This window comes from Craterilacuibacter sinensis (assembly GCF_009831765.1).
GTDB classification, from domain to species: domain Bacteria; phylum Pseudomonadota; class Gammaproteobacteria; order Burkholderiales; family Chromobacteriaceae; genus Craterilacuibacter; species Craterilacuibacter sinensis.
Genome location: NZ_WSSB01000010.1, coordinates 18,856 through 34,693, shown reverse-complemented (window position 1 = coordinate 34,693; position 15,838 = coordinate 18,856). Strand labels below are relative to the sequence as shown.

The window sequence follows — 15,838 nt, the reverse complement described above, 5'->3', positions numbered from 1 at the left end:
TTCCCATGCGACTTGCCCGTTTTGCCGCCATTGTGGCGTTGGCTTTTCATTGTTCGGCTCAGGCCGCGCCGTCCGATCCGGTCATGCTCAATTTTGTCGGAGCCGAGATCCCGGTGGTGGTGCAGGCCATAGGCGAGATCACCGGCAAGACTTTTGTGCTTGATCCGCGGGTCAAGGGCACGATCAATATCGTGTCGGCCAAGCCGGTGCCACGCGAGCTGTCCTACCAGATTTTGTTGTCCAGCTTGCGTATGCAGGGCTTCGCTGCGGTAGAAGGGGCGGGCGGGGTGGTGAAGATTGTGCCCGAGGCCGATGCCAAGCTGCATGCACGCGCAGGCCAGCCGCGCCGTACCGATGTGGACAGGCTGATCACCAAGGTGTTTGTGCTGAAGAACGCCAACGTCAATCAGCTGGTGCCGGTGCTGCGCCCGATTATTTCCCCCAACAATACCGTCACGGCCATGCCGCAAAGCAATGCGGTGGTGGTGACCGATTACGCCGACAATATCCGCCGCATCGAGTCGATTATCGAGTCGGTGGAAAGTGCTGCTTCGGGCGATGTGGCGGTGTTGCCGGTGGCGTTCGGTTCGGCCATAGAGCTGTCCGGCATGTTGCAAAAGCTGTTGCAGGCGCAGGGTGAGGGGGCCGGCAAGGTGACACTGATTCCGGATGCGCGCGCCAATGTGATTATGGTGCGCGCCGATACGCCCGGTGCCATGGGTAAAGTCAAGAGCCTGCTTAAGTTGCTGGATAAGCCGTCGCAAGCCGGCGGCAATGTACGCGTGGTCTATCTGAAAAATGCCGAAGCGGTGCAGGTGGCCAAGGTGCTGCGTACCTTGCTGACCGGCGAGGGGGGGGGGCTGTCGGCGGGCAGCTCGGGCGGTGCCAATACGCCAAGCGCGCTGTCGGGCAGTAGCAACGGCAATAGCAGCTATGCAGCGTCCGGTTCTGCTGCCCCATCCTCGGCTTCTGGTGAACGCAGCACGGTGCAGGACGATACTGTGTCCGGCACCGGTGCCATGGTGCAAGCTGACCCGGCCAATAATGCACTGATCCTGAATGTGCCGGATACCATGTACCAGAATCTGCGCGGCGTGATCGATCTGCTGGACAAGCGTCGGGCGCAGGTCTTTGTCGAGGCGCTGATTGTCGAGGTGGCGGCCGACCGCACGCTGGAAGTGGGGGTGCAGTGGCAGGCAGCAGGCAAGAACGGTTTTGTCGGCACCAACTTCCCCGGTTCCGGTACCAGTATTCTCGGCACGTCGCTGTCGCCTTCGCTGGGCGACACTAGCAAGGACACGGTGCTGGGGCAGCTGGCCGCTTCGAGTGGTTTGAATATCGGCCTGATAGATGGCACGGTGAATATTCCGGGTATTGGCGAAATCCTTAACCTGGGGGTGCTGGCGCGCGCGCTGGAAACCCAGGCCAAGGGCAATGTGCTGTCTACGCCCAACCTGATGACCATGGATAACGAAGAAGCCAAGATCGTGATCGGCCAGAACGTACCATTCCTGACCGGGCAATACTCCAGCACCGGCGCCAGCAACGGTGCGGCCAACCCGTTCCAGACTTTCGAGCGCAAGGATGTGGGGTTGACGCTGAAGCTCACGCCGCAGGTGTCCGAAGGCGGCATGGTACGCATGAAGATCTATCAGGAAGCGTCATCGATAGATCCCAACTCGGTGACCAGCACCTCGGGCCTGATTACCAACACCCGTTCGATCGAGACTATGGTGTCGGTGCAGGACGGCAATATCATCGCACTGGGCGGGCTGATCCAGGAAACGGTGTCCGACGGCAATAACCAGGTGCCGCTATTGGGCGACATTCCGTTTATCGGCAATTTGTTCAAGTACAAGACCCAGAGCCGCAAGAAGAGCAATCTGATGGTGTTCCTCAAGCCGACCATTATCCGTGACGATGCGCGCGCGCGCGCGGTGGCGGGTGACCGTTACGATTTCCTGCAGGTGGAGAGCCGCAGGACGGCAACGGAAAAACTGTCGCTGGATCCGCAGACCGCCTTGCAGGCGGTGCCTGCCGGTAGCCTGAAAAGCGAACTGGACCGCTGGGTCGAGTTGCAGCAACAATCCCCGCAGCTTAAACCATGAGCACGTCGCACGAGACTCCGCTACTGCCCTATGCCTTTGCCCGCGCCAACGGCGTGCTGCTGATTGAAGGGGAGGGCGGACGGCGCCTGCTGCTGGCACCCGAGGCGAGGGATGCGGCCTGGGCCGAGGTGTTGCGCCAGTATGGCGAAGTCGATGCGCTGGAAACGCTGGCACGCGCCGAATTCGACCGGCTTCTGGCCGCGCTGTATGCCGATGGGCGCAGCGTGGATGCGGTGGATGACATCGGCCAGGATATCGATTTGTCGCAGATGATAGATTCGCTGCCGGCAGTGGAAGACCTGCTGGAGGCGGAGGACGATGCGCCGATTATCCGCATGATTAATGCGCTCTTGACTCAGGCCTTGCGCGAGCAGGCGTCGGACATCCATATCGAAGCATTCGAAGAGCGCTCGCTGGTGCGTTTTCGCATGGATGGCAGCTTGCGCGATGTGGCCAGCCCGCATCGTGCGCTGCATGCAGCGCTGGTGTCGCGCATCAAGATCATGGCGCAGATGGATATCGCCGAAAAACGCATTCCGCAGGATGGCCGTATCTCCTTGCGCCTGGCCGGGCGGCCGGTGGATGTGCGGGTGTCGACCCTGCCCACCAGTTACGGCGAGCGCGTGGTAATGCGTTTGCTGGACAAGGATGCGACCCGCCTCGATCTGGAAACCCTGGGCATGGCGCCGGATACGTTGGCGGAAGTGGACCGGCTGATTCGCCAGCCGCACGGCATCGTGCTGGTGACGGGCCCCACCGGCTCGGGCAAGACCACCAGCTTGTATGCGGCGCTCTCAAGACTGGATGCGCGCCACAGCAATATCATGACTGTGGAAGACCCGGTCGAATACCAGCTGGACGGTGTCGGCCAGACCCAGGTCAACCCCAAGATCGACATGAGCTTTGCCAAGGCGCTGCGTGCCATTTTGCGTCAGGACCCGGACGTGGTGATGATAGGCGAGATCCGTGATCTGGAAACGGCGCAGATCGCGGTGCAGGCTTCGCTGACCGGCCATCTGGTGCTGGCCACCCTGCACACCAACGATGCCGCCAGTGCGGTCACGCGTCTGGTGGACATGGGCACCGAGCCGTTTTTGCTGGCCTCGTCGCTGTTGGGGGTGATGGCACAGCGTCTGGTGCGCCGCCTGTGTCCGACGTGCAAGGTGGTGCATGCCTTGCCGCTGGAGGGCGAGACGGACGTGGTGCATTATCGCCCGGTCGGTTGCCCGGCCTGTGCGATGAGCGGTTATCGCGGGCGTCTGGGGATTTACGAATTGCTGACGGTAGACGAGCAGTTGCAGCGCATGGTGCATCAGGGCGCATCCGAGCAGGATATCCGCGAGCATGCCTTGCAGGCTGGCATGCGCTCCTTGCGCGAGGATGGCATGCGTTGGGTGCGCGCCGGCGAAACCGCGCTGGAAGAAGTCGTGCGCATTACCAAAAATGGCTAGGGCTTAGACAATGGCAGCATTTCGCTATCTGGCCTTGTCGGATAAGGGCGGCGAAGAAAAGGGCGTGATCGAGGCCGAGTCGGCGCGTTCGGCGCGTGTTCTCTTGCGCGAACGCGGGCTGACCCTGTTGCAGGTCGAAGCCGAGAGCGGCAAGCCGGGGACGGTACACAAGCGCCTGCCCAATGCCGAACTTGCGCTGTTTACCCAGCAGCTCTCAACCTTGCTGATGGCCGGGCTACCGTTGGAAAAGGCGCTGATGGCGGCGGCCGAGCAAAGCGAACACGCCCGCACCCGTGCCGTGGTCTCGGCTTTGCGCGGCGATATCATGGAGGGCCAGAGCCTGGGGCAGGCGCTTGCGCGTTTGCCGGCAGTGTTCGGCCCGCTCTATATCAGCCTGGTCAAGGCTGGCGAGCAAAGCGGCCATCTGGACACGGTGATGGCGCGTCTGGCCGATTATCTGGTCAAGCGTCAGGCCTTGCAGCAAAAAGTCACGCTGGCGCTGGCTTACCCGGCCGTGGTCACCGTGGTGGCGATACTTGTGGTGGCCGGGCTGATGACTTATGTGGTGCCGCAGGTGGTGACGGTTTTTATTCAGACCAAACAGACCCTGCCGCTGCTGACCCGCATGCTGGTGGCCAGCAGCGATTTTTTGCGTAGCTGGGGCTGGGCTCTGGGGCTGGGTGTGGCACTGGCTGGCTATGGCTGGTGGCAGGCACTCAGGCAGGATGCGTTCCGGCGCATGGTGCATCAGCGTCTGCTGACGCTGCCATTGATCGGACGCATGTTGCGCGCCATTAATACGGCGCGTATGGCTAGTACGCTGGCGATTCTGGCCGGTAGCGGCGTGCCCTTACTGACCGCGCTGGAAACCGCGCGCGGCTTGGTCGGGCTGATGCCGATGCAGGAAGCCTTAAGCGAGGCGACGGCGCGGGTGCGCGAGGGTGTGCCCTTGTCGCGGGCGCTGGCGGCCAGCCGCCAGTTTCCACCGGTGCTGATCCATCTGATCGCCAGCGGCGAAGCCAGCGGTACACTGGCCGCCATGCTGGAGCGTGCGGCCGAGCAGCAGCAGCACGAAGTCGAGCGCCGCGTGGCGACCTTCACCACGCTGATGGAGCCGTTGCTGATTCTGCTGATGGGGGGCATGGTGCTGATTATCGTGCTGGCCATCATGCTGCCGATTATCGATATGAACCAGATGGTGCGCTGAGGTGCGCCATGGCGCCGACGAATTCAATACCTAAGGAAACATGATGCAAAGACGTAAACAAGGCGGTTTCACCCTGATCGAAATCATGGTGGTGATCGTGATTCTCGGCATTTTGGCCGCATTGGTCGTACCCAAGGTGATGAGCCGGCCGGACGAAGCGCGTGCGGTGGCGGCCAAGCAGGATATCAATGCCATGAGCCAGGCGCTCAAGCTGTACCGACTGGATAACACCCGCTATCCGAGTAGTGAGCAGGGCCTGAAGGCGTTAAGCGAAAAGCCGACCGTCGCGCCTTTGCCGAAAAACTGGAAGCCCGGCGGCTATCTGGAACGCCTGCCTATGGACCCGTGGGGTAACCCTTATCAGTACGCCAGCCCCGGTACGCATGGCGAGGTCGACATCTGGAGTCTGGGCGCCGATGGCGAGCCCGGCGGTGAAGGTGTGGACGGCGATATCGGCAACTGGCAGCAGTAAACCTTGGGCATGCGGCGTGTGCGCGGCTTCACCCTGATCGAAGTAATGGTGGTGCTGGTCATCGTCGGCATACTGGCGACCATGGTGACCTTGTCGCTGACGCCGGATACGCACCGGGTGATGGGGGATGAGGCGCTGCGGCTGTCGCGGGTGATCGAGCAGGCGGCGGATGCGGCCGAAATGGGTGACCCGCTGGTGCTGGTGTGGACGCGCGAGGGCTACGGCTTTCGCCGTCAGGCCGGCGACGGGCGTTTTGTCGACACCGGAGAGGACTTCTTTGCCGAGCGGCGCTGGCCGCAGGGCATAGGCTCGGGTCGGGCGCGTATCGAGGGGCAGGATGCCAGCCCCGGCGAGGTGCTGCCCCTGTGGCAGGACGGGCGCGCCAGTGAACTGGTGCTGCCGCTGCTCTCGGACGGCCAGCGTCTGGAAGTGTGGTTGTCGCCACTGGGCTTTGCCCGGGTGGAAGACGCCCGCGCCGGGGAGCAGCCATGAAGCCGGTGCGCGGCTTTACCCTGTTTGAAGTGCTGGTGGCGCTGGCGATACTGGCTATTGCGCTGACTGCCTTGCTGCGCTCGGCGGGCTTGGCCGCCGACAATAGCGAGGCGCTACGCGCGCGCATGCTGGCTACCTGGGAAGCGCAAAACCGGCTGGAAACCATCAAGGCCTTGCGCGAATGGCCGGAGGTGGGCAGTAGTTCCGGCGAGATCAAGCCGGATGGCGGACAAGCGGCACTGCGCTGGCAGCGCGATGTCAGCGGCACCCCCAACCCCAATTTCCGCCGCGTCGTGATCCGCATTCTGCCGTCTGACGGGGCGAACTATACCCTAGCCGAGCTGACCGGCTTTGTGCAAAGGCCGCGCTGATGGCGATACGCGAGCGCGGCATGACCCTGATCGAGATTCTGGTGGCGATGAGCCTGATGGCCATTTTGTCGGTGCTGGGTTACAAGGCCTTCTCGTCACTGCTGATCGCACGCGAGCGTCTGGTCAGCTTGTCGGATGAATGGGTCGGACTTGCGCGGGTGATGCGCAGGGTAGAGTCCGATGTCGGTCGCCTGACGCGTGAAAATACGGGCAAGGATTCGGCAGGTCCTGCCTTGCAACTGCAGAGCGAAAACGGCAAGCAGCATTTGCAACTGGCCGGTTACAGCAGCAAAAGCCCCGAGGGGCGCGAGCTGCGCCATTATCTGGCCGATGATAGCGGCTTGCAGTGGAGCGCCGCTCTTGCCGGGCTGGATAGGGAAATCCTGCCGCAGCGCCTGCTGGATGCGACCAGCCGCACCCGCTTTAGCGTGATGCTGGCGGATGGGAACGAGAGCGAAAGCTGGCCGCTGGCGGATGGTGGCGGCTTGGATGCGCGGGCGCTGGTGATGTCGGTGACACTGGCCGGTGGCCAGCGCGTGCGCCGCGTCTGGAGTTTGCCATGAGGCAGCGCGAGGCTGGTATGGCGGTGGTGATGGCGTTATTGATTGTGGCGCTGGCAACCACCGTTTCGGCACTGGTGTTGTGGCAGCAGGGCTTGTGGCTGCGCCAGGTCGATAATGACCGCGCACGCGCGCAAACCCGGCTGGTGGCCGATGGCGGCCTGGGCTGGGCGATGGAAATCCTGCATTACGACGGGGAAACCTCGTCGGTGGATAGCTTGTCCGAACTATGGGCCCAGCCTCTGCCCAAGACCGATGCGCAAGGGGTCGATGTACGCGGCACGCTGGCTGATGCGCAGGGTCGCTTCAATCTGAATAATCTGGTGCAGGGCGGCGTGGTTTCAGCGCCGCAGCTGGCGCTATACCGGCGTCTGCTCGCCGAACTCAGGCTACCCCCTGAGCTTGCCGACAGTCTGGCCGATTATGTGGATGCGGACGACGACAAGCGCGCGGGCGGTGCCGAGTCGGGTGACTATCTGGCGCTGCGCCCGCCTTATCGCTCGCTGAATGCGCCGCTTGCACGTGCGGGGCAGCTGGCCTGGGTGCAAGGCTATCGCCCCGAGGTGCTGGCACGCTTGAGCCCGCATGTGGTGGCACTGCCGGAAAACATGGCGACGGCCATCAATGTCAACACCGCCAGCCCCGAGCTGATGCGTGCGCTGGTACAGGGTGTGAACGCCGGCGAGCTGCAGGGCCTGATCAACCAGCGCATAGACAACCATTTTATCGACGAGGCGGATTTTCGCGCCCGTTTGCCGGCGCGGGCCCAGTTGCCGGAAGGTATTGCACTGGCGACGCGCAGTCGTTATTTCCTGCTGCAAAGCGAGGTGCGTCAGGCTGCCGTGCGTTTAAGCGTGGCAGCGCTGATTTTGCGTGACGAATTTACCACCCGGCTGGTGTGGCGCGAGGATGGCCGGCTGCTTGCCGGCTCGCGCACTCTGGACGGCAGACCCCCTTCACAGACAGAAACCCGATGACTGTTCTTAGACTGATGTTGCGCCCGAGCTGGCCGGATAGCGAGCCCGGCCTTGCCTGGGCGCTGATTGCAGCCAGTGGTGAATGCCTTGGTACGGGGGATGACTCGCCCGCGCACTGGCCTGCAAGCAATAGTACCGAATTGATCCTGCCGGCCAGCCTGACCCTGTTTACCCGGGTCAAGCTGCCGCAGGCGAGTCGCGAGCGCCAGCTTGCCGCCGCAGGTTTTGCGCTGGAAGAGCAGTTAGCCAGCGATCCGGCAGCCAATCTCTATGCCTTGGGTGGCATGGAAGAAGGGCTGAGTGCGGTGGCGGTCGTCGAGGCGTTTGTCCTGCGCCGGGCGGTGGCCATGCTCAAGCAGCTGGGGCGTGCGCCTGACCGCATCATTCCCGAGGAAATGTGTCTGCCCGAGCCGTTGCCGGGGCAGTGGCTGCTGGCGAACTGTGCCAGCGGGCGTATCGTGCGCCGCTCGCATACCCAGGCTTGCGTATTGCCGCAGGGCGTCGTGGGTGATGCGCTGGCGGCACGTCTGCTTGGCGAGGGCGCACCCGAAGTGCAGCATCTGTGCGGTGATGTGGAAGCCTTGCCCGGGGTGGCGTTAGTGCGCGAAGCGGCCGCCGGCTGGCAGCAGGGGCGTATGGCTTCGCCCTATGATTTTGCCATGGGAGAGCTGGCCTCCAATCGCCTGTGGCGGGCGTGGGCGCCGGCATTGAAAACAAGCGGCATCATTCTGGCTGTGCTGTTTGCCGGCCAACTGGCTCTGCTCCTGGGGGAGGCTGGCTGGCTGGCCTGGCGCAAGCACAGCCTGACAAGCGAGATTCGCAGCCTGACCCAGCCTTTGCTTGGGGCGCAGGCTTTACCTGGTGCGACGGCTTTGCCGCTGATGCGCGTAGTGGATAATCTGCGCGCCGAGCGAGGTCAGGCGGTGCGCGATGATGCGCTTTATCTGATGGCCAGGCTGGGTGAAGTCGCCGGAAATACGCTCAATCTGAGTGCGCTGGAAACGGAGGGCGGGCGTGTACAGCTACGCGCTCCAGCCTTGCCGGACGAGGCGTTCGAGCGCTATCGCCAGCAGTTAGCCGGCAGCGGCGTGCTGTTGAATGTCCGACGCAGCGAAGGTGGTGTGCGCGAGTGGATTTTGACGAGGGAGCCATAAAATGAGTGGGTGGAAAAAAACGCTGCTTGCCCGTTGGCGCCAGCTGACATTGCGCGAGCAGCGCATGCTGGGCGTAATGAGTGCGGTGGTGCTGCTGGCCATGGCTTATCTGCTGTTATGGGAGCCGGCCAGCCGTTATGTGGCGAAAACCCGTACCCAGGTTGTGCGCATGGAGGCCGAGCTGGTATTTGACCGCAAGCTGATTGCCGAAGCCAATGCGTTAAAACGCCAGCCTCTGGTTGCTACGCTGAATGCGGCCGATTTGCAGACGCTGATCGAACGCAGTGCCAAAGCGCAGTCTTTGCCCGGTACCTGGGCGCTGGCGGCCGAGGGTGATCAGGGCGTGCGCATGAGCGGGGAGTTGCCCTTTGATGCCTGGCTGGGTTTTGCCGGTCAACTGGCTTTGCAGCAGGTGCGCGTGCTGCGCATGAAAACGGCGGCATCGACGGCGCCCGGCATGGTTAAGCTGGATGCGGTGCTGGTGCATGGCGGTGGACGCGCATGAAGCGGCGCTGGTTGTGGCTGCTGACGGTGCCGGTCTTGCTGTTTGGCGCGCTTGCTGCACTGCCGGCTACCTGGCTGTCCGTGCCGCTAAGCGATCTTACCCAGTCGCGCTGGCAACTGAGCGAGGTGCAAGGCACGCTATGGTCGGGGCAGGGGCGGCCGGTATTTATCGCCGAGGATGGCTCTGTGCTGGCGATGAGCCGGCTTGTCTGGCAGCTCGAGCCGGGCGCCTTATTCAAAGGGGCATTGGGCTGGCGCTTGCAAACGGATGCCGGCACGGGGGCGCTACGCCTGACGCCAAACAGCTGGCAGCTGGACAATATCAGCTTCTCGCTACCGGTGGCCGCTGTTGCCGGTTTGTCGGACACTTGGCGTGCTGCGCGTCTGGGGGGCTTGCTTAAGCTGGAGTTGCAGAGTCTGGGTCATGGGCGCGATGGTTTTAGCGGCGGTGCGCGCATCAGCTGGCTGGGCGCAGCATCGCCTTTGACGCGTATCCGTCCCTTTGGTAGTTACCAGTTGCAGGTGAGCGGGCAAGGACCGGCTTTGGGGCTGGCGCTGCAGACTTTATCCGGCCCCTTGCAGATTGAGGGGCAGGGGCAATGGCAGTCGGGCAAGCTGCCTGATTTTGGCGGGTCGGCCAGTAGCAGTCCCGATGCCTACCTGGCTTTGCGTCCGCTGATGCTGATGCTGGGCCAGCCTTCCGGGCCGGATCGCGTCAGCTGGAAAGTTCAAACAGGCGTTTGATACTTGCATATTGCAATGCAATATAGGTATGATGGGCGGGTTTAACCAAACGGGACAAGCTTAAGGCTGCGTCCCGTTCACTACATAAAAACGATAAAGAATCTGCAACAATCATTCAGGAGCTAGCCTGTGTCTACCGTACCCGCCATTCTTGCCCTCGCTGACGGCACCGTCTTCAAGGGTACAGCTATCGGTGCTGTCGGTCATACCGTCGGCGAAGTGGTATTCAATACCGCCATGACCGGTTATCAGGAAATTCTGACCGACCCGTCCTACACCAAACAAATCGTCACCCTGACTTACCCGCATATCGGCAATGTCGGCGCCAATTCGGAAGATACCGAATCCGGCGCCGTTTTTGCATCCGGCCTGATCATTCGCGATCTGCCCTTGCTGCACAGCAATTTCCGCGCCGAGGCCTCCCTGTCGGATTACCTCAAGGCCAACCATACCGTCGCCATCGCCGACATCGACACCCGCCGCCTGACCCGTATCCTGCGTGAAGGCGGGGCACAGGCCGGCTGCATCATGGCTGGCGAAATCGATGAAGCACGCGCCATTGAACTGGCGCGCGGTTTCGGCTCCATGGCCGGGCAGGATCTGGCGCAAGTGGTCAGCTGTGATGCACCTTATAAATGGACGACGCGCGAATGGCGTCTGGGCGAGGGCTATACCGAGCAGGGCGAAGCGCGCTATCACGTGGTGGCTTACGATTTCGGCGTCAAGCACAACATCCTGAGGATGCTGGCCGAGCGCGGCTGCCGCCTGACCGTGGTGCCGGCCAAAACCCCGGCAGCCGAAGTGCTGGCACTGAACCCGCATGGCGTGTTCCTCTCGAATGGTCCGGGCGATCCGGAGCCTTGTGATTACGCGATTACTGCCATCCGCGACATTCTGGCCACGCGCACGCCGGTGTTCGGCATTTGCCTTGGGCATCAGCTCCTGGGTCTGGCCGCCGGCGGCAAGACCAGCAAGATGAAGTTCGGTCACCATGGTGCCAACCATCCGGTACAGGATCTCGACTCCGGCCGCGTCATGATTACCAGTCAGAACCACGGCTTCCAGGTGGATGAAACCAGCTTGCCGGCCAATGTGCGCGTGACCCACCGTTCGCTGTTCGATGGCACGGTACAGGGCATTGCCTTGACCGACCGTCCGGCCTTCTCGTTCCAGGGACACCCGGAAGCGAGCCCGGGGCCGAACGACGTGGCCTATCTGTTCGACCGCTTTACCGCGGCGATGGACGCACAAGACTAAGCGACAGAGACAGGAGGCCGAGATGCTGGGCATTACCGATCCGCTGACCTACCTTATCGGGACGATTTTCATCATCCTGTTGCCGGGGCCCAACTCGCTGTATGTGTTGTCGGTGGCAGGTCAGCGCGGGGTGCGTGCCGGCTTTCAGGGCGCATTGGGGGTCTTTGTCGGTGATGCGATCCTGATGCTGGCGGCAGCAACCGGGGCTGCCAGCTTGCTTAAGGCCAACCCCATGCTGTTTGTGCTGCTCAAGTACAGCGGCGGCGCCTATTTGGCGTGGATAGGGCTCAATATGCTCAAGGGGGCGTGGCAAGGCTGGCGCAAACCCGCGCTTGCGCCTGAGGCTGCGCCGGCCGTGGTGCTGGCGGACGCGAAAAATCCGTTCAAACGCGCACTGAGCATCAGTCTGATGAACCCTAAGGCCATCCTGTTTTTCCTGTCGTTTTTCGTGCAGTTCGTCGACCCGGGTTATGCCTATCCGGTGCTGACCTTTGCCGCACTGGGCGCGATCCTGCAAGTGTGCAGCATGAGCTATCTGGCCGTACTGATTATGGCCGGCAACCATCTGGCGGCGGCATTTCGAGCCCGGCGCCGGCTGGCCAGTGCCGCCAGCGGTGGCGTAGGGCTCATGTTTCTGGGTTTTGGCGCCAAGCTGGCTAGCGCGGGACTCAACTGAATACCTGAAAATTAGAGAACATCATGCCCAAGCGTAACGACATTAAAAGCATTCTTATCATAGGCGCCGGCCCCATCGTCATCGGGCAGGCGTGCGAATTCGACTATTCCGGCGCACAGGCCTGCAAGGCGCTGCGCGAAGAGGGCTACAAAGTCATTCTGGTCAACTCCAACCCGGCCACCATCATGACCGATCCGGAGATGGCCGACGTCACCTATATCGAGCCGATCTCGTGGCAGGTGGTGGAGAAAATTATTGCGCGCGAGCGCCCCGATGCCATTTTGCCGACCATGGGCGGGCAGACTGCGCTGAATTGCGCACTGGATCTGTCGCGTCACGGCGTGCTGGAGAAATACCAGGTCGAGCTGATCGGTGCATCGGAAGATGCGATCGACAAGGCCGAAGACCGCGGCCGCTTTAAAGAAGCCATGGCCAAGATCGGCCTGTCCTGCCCGCTGTCCTTTATCTGCCACACGCTGGAAGAGTCGCTGGAGGCGCAAGCCAAGGTCGGCTATCCGACGCTGATCCGTCCATCCTTTACTATGGGCGGTTCGGGCGGGGGCATTGCCTACAACCGTGAAGAATTCCTCGCCATCTGCGAGCGCGGTTTCGAGGCGTCCCCGACCAATGAATTGCTGATCGAACAATCGGTGCTGGGCTGGAAAGAGTACGAGATGGAGGTGGTGCGCGACCGTGCCGACAACTGCATCATTATCTGCTCGATCGAGAACTTCGACCCGATGGGCGTGCATACCGGCGACTCCATCACCGTCGCGCCGGCGCAGACGCTGACCGACAAGGAATACCAGATCATGCGTAACGCCTCGATCGCGGTATTGCGCGAGATCGGGGTGGATACCGGCGGCTCCAATGTGCAGTTCGCGATCAATCCGGACAACGGCGAAATGATCGTGATCGAGATGAACCCGCGTGTGTCGCGTTCGTCGGCGCTGGCGTCCAAGGCGACCGGCTTCCCGATCGCCAAGATCGCCGCTAAGCTGGCGGTCGGCTACACGCTGGACGAGCTGAAAAACGACATTACCGGCGGTGCGACCCCGGCATCGTTCGAGCCGTCTATCGATTACGTCGTGACCAAGATCCCGCGCTTTACCTTCGAGAAGTTTCCGCTGGCCGACGACAGACTGACGACGCAGATGAAGTCGGTGGGCGAGGTGATGGCCATGGGCCGTTCCTTGCAGGAATCGCTGCAAAAGGCGCTGCGCGGTCTGGAGACCGGTCTGTCGGGTTTTGACGAACAAACGACCAGCGAAGAAACCATACGTCACGAGCTGGGTACGCCAGGCCCGGACCGCATTCTCTATGTGGCCGATGCCTTCCGTATCGGTCTGAGCCGCGACGATGTGTTTGCCATCAGCAAGATCGATCCGTGGTTCCTGGCCCAGATCGAAGATCTGGTAGGCGAAGAGCAGGCACTGCGTGGCCGCCGTATCGAGGATCTGGCGCATGGCGAGATGTTCCGTCTCAAGCGCAAGGGTTTCTCCGACCGGCGTCTGGCGCTGCTGCTGGATACCGATCAGGCGGGGGTGCGTGCCAAGCGCTGGGCGCTGGATATCCGTCCGGTATACAAGCGCGTGGATACCTGCGCGGCCGAGTTCGCGACCAATACCGCTTATATGTACTCGACCTATGAGGAAGAGTGCGAGTCGCGTCCGACCAATAATAAAAAGATTATGGTGCTGGGCGGCGGACCTAACCGCATCGGTCAGGGTATCGAGTTCGACTACTGCTGCGTGCATGCGGCGCTGGCTCTGCGCGAGTCCGGTTTTGAGACCATCATGGTCAACTGCAACCCGGAAACCGTGTCTACCGATTACGACACCTCGGATCGTCTGTATTTCGAGCCCTTGACGCTGGAAGACGTGCTGGAAGTCTGCCATGTCGAAAAGCCGTTCGGCGTGATTGTGCAATATGGCGGCCAGACGCCGCTGAAACTGGCGCGCGCGCTGGAAGCGGCCGGTGTGCCGATTATCGGCACCAGCCCCGACATGATTGATGCGGCCGAAGACCGCGAACGTTTCCAGAAGCTGTTGCAGGAACTGGCACTTAAGCAGCCGCCTAACCGTACCGCGCGCACGCCGGCCGACGCCATGCGTCTGGCCGAAGAGATCGGCTATCCGCTGGTGGTACGCCCGTCTTATGTGCTGGGGGGGCGTGCGATGGAAATCGTGCACGAGCCGGCAGATCTTGAGCGCTATATGCGCGAGGCGGTCAAGGTTTCCAATGACAGCCCGGTCTTGCTCGACCGCTTCCTGAACGATGCCATCGAAGTCGATGTGGACTGTGTGTCCGACGGCGTGAATGTGGTCATCGGCGGCATCATGCAGCATATCGAGCAGGCGGGGGTTCACTCTGGCGACTCGGCGTGCTCCTTGCCGCCTTACAGCCTGTTCCCAGCGGTACAGGACGAGATCCGTCGCCAGACCATAGCCATGGCGCGTGCCTTGAATGTGGTCGGTCTGATGAATGTGCAGTTCGCCATTCAGGGCGATACCATTTATGTGCTGGAAGTGAACCCGCGCGCCAGCCGTACCGTGCCTTTCGTGTCCAAAGTGACCAGCGCGCCGCTGGCCAAGATCGCCGCGCGCGCCATGGCCGGCATCTCGCTGGTGGAGCAGGGCTTTACCGCCGAGGTGATTCCGCCTTATTACGCGGTTAAAGAAGCCGTATTCCCATTCATCAAGTTCCCGGGCGTGGACACCATTCTCGGGCCGGAAATGAAGTCGACCGGCGAAGTGATGGGGGTGGGTAACAGCTTTGCCGAAGCCTTCGTCAAGAGCCAGCTGGCTGCCGGCGACAAGCTGCCGCGTACCGGCAAGGTGTTTATGTCGGTGCGTGCCGGTGACAAGAACGGCTGTGTCGAGGTGGCGCGCGAGCTGCAAAGACTGGGTTTTGGTGTTTGCGCCACACGCGGTACGGCCAAGGTCTTGTCGGATGCAGGCCTGATCGTGCAGGTGGTGAACAAGGTGGCCGAAGGGCGCCCGCATATCGTCGACTTGATCAAGAATGGTGAAATCGCATTGGTGATCAATACCGTGGATGAAAAGCGTCAGGCGATTCAGGATAGCCACTCCATCCGCCGTTCGGCCTTGCAGGCGCGTATCCCGCAATCGACCACGCTGGCTGGTGCCCAAGCCTTGTGTGTCGGCCTGCAGCTGGATGATTTCGGTATTTACAGCCTGCAGGAATTGCACGCTCGCATCAAACGCTGATTTTCCGCCGGCAAAACGCGTGCAATGCTTGGTTGTGTATGCGTTTTGCCGGTACAATCCGGAAAAATCTATCCGCAAAGCCGCCGTCCTCAGGACGGCGGCTTGTGTTTTTGTTGAGGGCGGCAGGGCCGCCAGTGGAGAAAAGAATGATCAAAGTCCCGTTGACTGTGTACGGTGCGGAGCTGCTGAAAGAAGAGCTGCAGCGCCTGAAAAGCGTGGAGCGTCCGGATGTGATTGCGGCCATCGCCGAAGCACGTTCGCACGGTGACCTGTCGGAAAACGCCGAATACGATGCCGCCAAGGAGCGCCAGGCTTTTGTCGAAGGCCGTATTGCCGAGCTGGAGGGTAAACTCTCCAATGCCCAGATTATCAATCCGCAGGAACTGGATGCCGAAGGCCGTGTGGTGTTTGCCGCGACCGTCGAGCTGATGGATCTGGAGAGCGAAGACGAAGTGACCTACCAGATCGTGGGTGACGATGAAGCGGATATCAAGGTCGGCAAGGTCTCGGTCAATTCGCCTATCGCCCGCGCGCTGATCGGCAAGGAAGCCGGTGATGTGGCCGAGGTGATGGCGCCTGGCGGCATACGCGAGTACGAGATACTCGACGTCAAATATATCTAAAAAAACCGGCGC

At 61.8% G+C, this 15,838-nt stretch carries 15 protein-coding genes; all 15 read left to right on the top strand.

Going from position 1 to position 15,838, the window contains the following annotated elements; all coding sequences use genetic code 11:
• Positions 1–5 precede the first annotated feature (5 nt).
• The 15 genes from gspD to greA all read left to right on the top strand — a co-directional run bounded on the left by gspD (position 6) and on the right by greA (position 15,826).
• The gene (gspD, locus tag GQF02_RS11425; RefSeq protein WP_160797278.1) at positions 6–2,108 is read left to right on the top strand and encodes a type II secretion system secretin GspD; all 2,103 of its coding nucleotides are present in this window, start codon (positions 6–8) and stop codon (positions 2,106–2,108) included.
• Positions 2,105–3,559 (top strand): type II secretion system ATPase GspE, encoded by a 1,455-nt coding sequence (gene gspE, locus GQF02_RS11420; RefSeq protein WP_160797276.1) that lies wholly within the window; start codon positions 2,105–2,107, stop codon positions 3,557–3,559. Before gspD ends, gspE begins: the two co-directional genes overlap by 4 nt.
• Before the next feature lie 10 nt (positions 3,560–3,569).
• Positions 3,570–4,766, top strand: coding sequence for a type II secretion system inner membrane protein GspF (gene gspF / locus GQF02_RS11415; RefSeq protein WP_160797274.1), 1,197 nt, complete (start codon positions 3,570–3,572; stop codon positions 4,764–4,766).
• 43 nt (positions 4,767–4,809) lie between these two features.
• Positions 4,810–5,238: a type II secretion system major pseudopilin GspG gene (gene gspG, locus GQF02_RS11410; protein ID WP_160797272.1), complete on the top strand. Its 429-nt coding sequence runs from the start codon at positions 4,810–4,812 to the stop codon at positions 5,236–5,238.
• A 9-nt stretch (positions 5,239–5,247) separates the two neighbouring features.
• Positions 5,248–5,730 (top strand): prepilin-type N-terminal cleavage/methylation domain-containing protein, encoded by a 483-nt coding sequence (locus GQF02_RS16165; protein ID WP_328698613.1) that lies wholly within the window; start codon positions 5,248–5,250, stop codon positions 5,728–5,730.
• Positions 5,727–6,101 carry a type II secretion system minor pseudopilin GspI gene (gene gspI, locus GQF02_RS11400; RefSeq protein ID WP_160797268.1) on the top strand — a complete coding sequence of 125 codons (375 nt, stop codon included), beginning with the start codon at positions 5,727–5,729 and terminating at the stop codon, positions 6,099–6,101. Before GQF02_RS16165 ends, gspI begins: the two co-directional genes overlap by 4 nt.
• Positions 6,101–6,664: a PulJ/GspJ family protein gene (locus GQF02_RS11395; RefSeq protein WP_160797266.1), complete on the top strand. Its 564-nt coding sequence runs from the start codon at positions 6,101–6,103 to the stop codon at positions 6,662–6,664. The genes gspI and GQF02_RS11395 overlap by 1 nt, the downstream gene beginning before the upstream one ends.
• Complete coding sequence (gspK, locus tag GQF02_RS11390; RefSeq protein ID WP_160797264.1) at positions 6,661–7,638, top strand: type II secretion system minor pseudopilin GspK; 978 nt, start codon at positions 6,661–6,663, stop codon at positions 7,636–7,638. The genes GQF02_RS11395 and gspK overlap by 4 nt, the downstream gene beginning before the upstream one ends.
• A complete protein-coding gene (gene gspL, locus GQF02_RS11385; protein WP_160797262.1) occupies positions 7,635–8,792 on the top strand; it encodes a type II secretion system protein GspL in 1,158 nt (385 codons plus the stop codon). The genes gspK and gspL overlap by 4 nt, the downstream gene beginning before the upstream one ends.
• Position 8,793: 1 nt before the next feature.
• A complete protein-coding gene (gene gspM / locus GQF02_RS11380) occupies positions 8,794–9,297 on the top strand; it encodes a type II secretion system protein GspM (protein WP_160797260.1) in 504 nt (167 codons plus the stop codon).
• Positions 9,294–10,040 carry a type II secretion system protein N gene (locus GQF02_RS11375; protein ID WP_160797258.1) on the top strand — a complete coding sequence of 249 codons (747 nt, stop codon included), beginning with the start codon at positions 9,294–9,296 and terminating at the stop codon, positions 10,038–10,040. Before gspM ends, GQF02_RS11375 begins: the two co-directional genes overlap by 4 nt.
• Positions 10,041–10,169: 129 nt before the next feature.
• The gene (carA, locus tag GQF02_RS11370) at positions 10,170–11,297 is read left to right on the top strand and encodes a glutamine-hydrolyzing carbamoyl-phosphate synthase small subunit (protein ID WP_160797256.1); all 1,128 of its coding nucleotides are present in this window, start codon (positions 10,170–10,172) and stop codon (positions 11,295–11,297) included.
• A gap of 22 nt (positions 11,298–11,319) precedes the next feature.
• Positions 11,320–11,973 (top strand): leucine efflux protein LeuE, encoded by a 654-nt coding sequence (gene leuE / locus GQF02_RS11365; protein WP_124735167.1) that lies wholly within the window; start codon positions 11,320–11,322, stop codon positions 11,971–11,973.
• Positions 11,974–11,996: 23 nt separating this feature from the next.
• Positions 11,997–15,203: a carbamoyl-phosphate synthase large subunit gene (gene carB / locus GQF02_RS11360; protein ID WP_160797254.1), complete on the top strand. Its 3,207-nt coding sequence runs from the start codon at positions 11,997–11,999 to the stop codon at positions 15,201–15,203.
• A 146-nt stretch (positions 15,204–15,349) separates the two neighbouring features.
• On the top strand, positions 15,350–15,826 hold the full coding sequence (gene greA / locus GQF02_RS11355) for a transcription elongation factor GreA (protein ID WP_124735165.1): 477 nt from the start codon (positions 15,350–15,352) through the stop codon (positions 15,824–15,826).
• Positions 15,827–15,838 lie beyond the last annotated feature (12 nt).

What these genes read in the sequence shown, in the direction of transcription:
- gspD (WP_160797278.1), top strand. Translation starts at nt 6, where the DNA reads ATGCGACTTGCCCGTTTTGCCGCCATTGTGGCGTTGGCTTTTCATTGT.
- gspE (WP_160797276.1), top strand. Translation starts at nt 2,105, where the DNA reads ATGAGCACGTCGCACGAGACTCCGCTACTGCCCTATGCCTTTGCCCGC.
- gspF (WP_160797274.1), top strand. Translation starts at nt 3,570, where the DNA reads ATGGCAGCATTTCGCTATCTGGCCTTGTCGGATAAGGGCGGCGAAGAA.
- gspG (WP_160797272.1), top strand. Translation starts at nt 4,810, where the DNA reads ATGCAAAGACGTAAACAAGGCGGTTTCACCCTGATCGAAATCATGGTG.
- GQF02_RS16165 (WP_328698613.1), top strand. Translation starts at nt 5,248, where the DNA reads ATGCGGCGTGTGCGCGGCTTCACCCTGATCGAAGTAATGGTGGTGCTG.
- gspI (WP_160797268.1), top strand. Translation starts at nt 5,727, where the DNA reads ATGAAGCCGGTGCGCGGCTTTACCCTGTTTGAAGTGCTGGTGGCGCTG.
- GQF02_RS11395 (WP_160797266.1), top strand. Translation starts at nt 6,101, where the DNA reads ATGGCGATACGCGAGCGCGGCATGACCCTGATCGAGATTCTGGTGGCG.
- gspK (WP_160797264.1), top strand. Translation starts at nt 6,661, where the DNA reads ATGAGGCAGCGCGAGGCTGGTATGGCGGTGGTGATGGCGTTATTGATT.
- gspL (WP_160797262.1), top strand. Translation starts at nt 7,635, where the DNA reads ATGACTGTTCTTAGACTGATGTTGCGCCCGAGCTGGCCGGATAGCGAG.
- gspM (WP_160797260.1), top strand. Translation starts at nt 8,794, where the DNA reads ATGAGTGGGTGGAAAAAAACGCTGCTTGCCCGTTGGCGCCAGCTGACA.
- GQF02_RS11375 (WP_160797258.1), top strand. Translation starts at nt 9,294, where the DNA reads ATGAAGCGGCGCTGGTTGTGGCTGCTGACGGTGCCGGTCTTGCTGTTT.
- leuE (WP_124735167.1), top strand. Translation starts at nt 11,320, where the DNA reads ATGCTGGGCATTACCGATCCGCTGACCTACCTTATCGGGACGATTTTC.
- carB (WP_160797254.1), top strand. Translation starts at nt 11,997, where the DNA reads ATGCCCAAGCGTAACGACATTAAAAGCATTCTTATCATAGGCGCCGGC.
- greA (WP_124735165.1), top strand. Translation starts at nt 15,350, where the DNA reads ATGATCAAAGTCCCGTTGACTGTGTACGGTGCGGAGCTGCTGAAAGAA.